At 69.7% G+C, this 228-nt stretch carries 1 pseudogene; it reads right to left on the bottom strand.

From position 1 onward, the window contains the following. Window positions 1–228, bottom strand: a pseudogene (locus ACSNOK_RS36700) (lasso peptide isopeptide bond-forming cyclase); the annotation flags it as partial.

Raw genomic sequence — 228 nt, 5'->3', positions numbered from 1 at the left:
CCACGATGCGCATTCGGCGGTTGCGGTCGACGGTGAGGATGCTGGGCGTGTCCAGGAGGTCGGCGAGGGTGTCGATCCCGTCGAACGTCATGGCCGTGTCCTGGGCGGGTACGACGTGGTGTTCGATGCCGCCCAGGGCGCGGACCGTCCGCTCGGCCCAGTACACGTCGTCGCCGAGTTCGTCGTGGATGGCGGCGGTGTACGCCACGAGCTCGGTGCCACTGCGGG

Source organism: Streptomyces sp. URMC 126 (assembly GCF_051386555.1).
Classification (GTDB): domain Bacteria; phylum Actinomycetota; class Actinomycetes; order Streptomycetales; family Streptomycetaceae; genus Streptomyces.
Note: the sequence above shows the minus strand (reverse complement) of the source record. Positions and strands in the feature narration are given on the sequence as shown.